The sequence below is a fragment of the Planomonospora algeriensis genome, assembly GCF_977012225.1.
This window is the reverse complement of sequence record NZ_CDRNDK010000751.1, coordinates 1-2,015: the sequence shown is the minus strand read 5'-3', so window position 1 is coordinate 2,015 and position 2,015 is coordinate 1. Positions and strand designations below refer to the sequence as shown.

The following is a 2,015-nucleotide window of genomic DNA, read 5'->3' as shown; positions in this document are numbered from 1 at the left end:
AGCGACGGCCAGGGAAGCCAGGGCGGCCGTGGCGGCCAGGCCCGCGGCCATGGCGGCGGCGGGATACCGGGACGGCGCCCGGAGCAGAAGAACACCCTGGAGGCGGCCCCGACGACCGTCTGGCCGAGCAGCCCCAGCGCGTAGACGCGCATGATCCGCGCGGTCGCCTCCGTGTCCGCCCCGGTGAACTCGCCCTGCTCCAGCAGGAGCGCCACGATCTCCGGGGAGAACGCGACGAGGAAGGCGGCGGCGGCCAGCACGATCGTGCCGGACAGCCCGAGGTCGCCGGTGATCCGGCGGCGGGCGGCGGGCAGGTCCCCGGCGGTGATGGAGCGCACGAGCGCGGGGAACGAGACCGTGACGACGATGAGCGAGAGCACCATCGGCACCTGGGCGATCTTCTGCGCGTAGTTCAGGTGCGAGATGGAGCCGGCCGGGAGCGAGGAGGCGAGGAACCGCTCCACGTAGACCTGGCCCTGGCGCAGCAGGGTGAACGCGGCGATCGGCGCGAACGCGCCCAGGGAGACCAGCCCCGCCGCCGGCAGCCCGCGGGGCGGCCCGACGTGCCGGAGGAAGGCGGGCGTCTGCACGGCCACCATGAGCAGGCCGCCCAGCGCCACCCCGAGCGCCGCGCCGGTCACCCCCAGCCGGTCGTGGAAGGCGGCGACGCACGCGATGATGCCCACGTTGTAGGCGACGTAGATCGCCGCCGGCGGGCCGAACACCTGGTGCGCGCGCAGGGCCGCGCTCAGGTACCCCGCCAGCCCGAACAGCAGCACCGTGACCGAGGTGATCCGCGTGCACCGCACGGCCAGGTGCGGATCGGCGAAACCGGGGGCCAGCACCTCGACGAGCAGCGGCGCCCCGAGGAAGGTCGCGGCGGTCACCAGGACGAGGGCGGCCAGGACGTGCGGCAGTGTGGCGGAGACCACCCGCTGGATGTCGTCGCGCCGCTCCACGGCCCGGCTGAAGAGCGGGACCAGCAGGAACGCCATCGCGCCCTCGATGAGCAGCGGCGCCGCCGTCTCCGGCACGGTCCAGGCGAGCAGGAAGGCGTCCGTGCGGTGGGTCGCGCCGAAGAACCGGGCGAGGAGGAGGTCGCGGGTGAACCCGAGGAGGGAGCCGAGCGCGACGAGGACCGCCGTGACGGTGGCGGCGCGCAGGAACGGGGAGGCGCCGGGCCGGGGGCGGTTCGGCTGGACGGTCCGGATCATCGGCACCGCCCGGGGTCCGCAGGGAGGGGTCCCGCGGGCGCGCCCGAGGCGGCCCAGCGCAGGGCGAGGCCCAGCATCACGGACATCACCAGGGTCGCGCGCCGCCGATGTCGGAGTAGGCGAAGTCGATGAGCTGCCAGGTCAGGAAGCCCGCCGCGACCAGCCCCAGGGCGCGGTCCGGGGGGAACGGCCCGGACGGAGGGTACGGCGGGCGGGCCGCGCCGGGAACACCGCGGGCACCGTGAAAAGCGCGGGCACCGTGAACACCGCGGAAAGCGCGGATATCGCCGACGCTGCGAACCCTGCGGACATCACGAACGCGGCGGACATCACGAGCACTGCGGACATCGCGGACGCGGCGGACGCGGCGGACGCGGCGGACGCGGCGGACCGACCAGACCGTCAGAGATCCCAGCGACAGGCAGAAGGCCGTGAGCCCGGCCAGTCCCTGCTCGCTCAGCACGAGGAGGTACATGTTGTGCGGGGACAGCAGCGGCTGCCGCCGGAAGCCGCTCACCGGGTCGGCGGTGTCGCTGCCCGACGACAGGCCGAGGGGCGCGTGGGCGTCGCGGAAGGCCGGGAACCCCCTCGGTCCCGCTCCCGTGAGGGGGTGGTCCCGCCAGATCCCCACGGCGGTCCGCCACAGGTCGTAGCGGTCGCTCACCGACCGGTCCGGCTGCGTGACCGACGAGCCGATCGAGGTCAGCCGCCGTCCGACGGTCTCCGGCCCCGCTGATCCCGCCGGGCCTGCCGCTCCCGCCGCCGAACCGGCGACGAGCAGGCGGCGGCCGCGGCGGAGCA

The 2,015-nt window shown here is 75.1% G+C and carries 2 protein-coding genes; both read right to left on the bottom strand.

Features of this window, described 5'->3' with window-relative positions:
• Positions 1–1,214 (bottom strand): lipid II flippase MurJ (locus ACWJ6R_RS35380; RefSeq protein WP_449066387.1); only part of this gene is annotated, 1,214 nt, incomplete at its 3' end.
• 85 nt (positions 1,215–1,299) lie between these two features.
• Positions 1,300–2,015, bottom strand: a 716-nt coding sequence (locus ACWJ6R_RS35375; RefSeq protein WP_449066386.1) for an O-antigen ligase family protein, incomplete at its 5' end; no start/stop codon positions are given.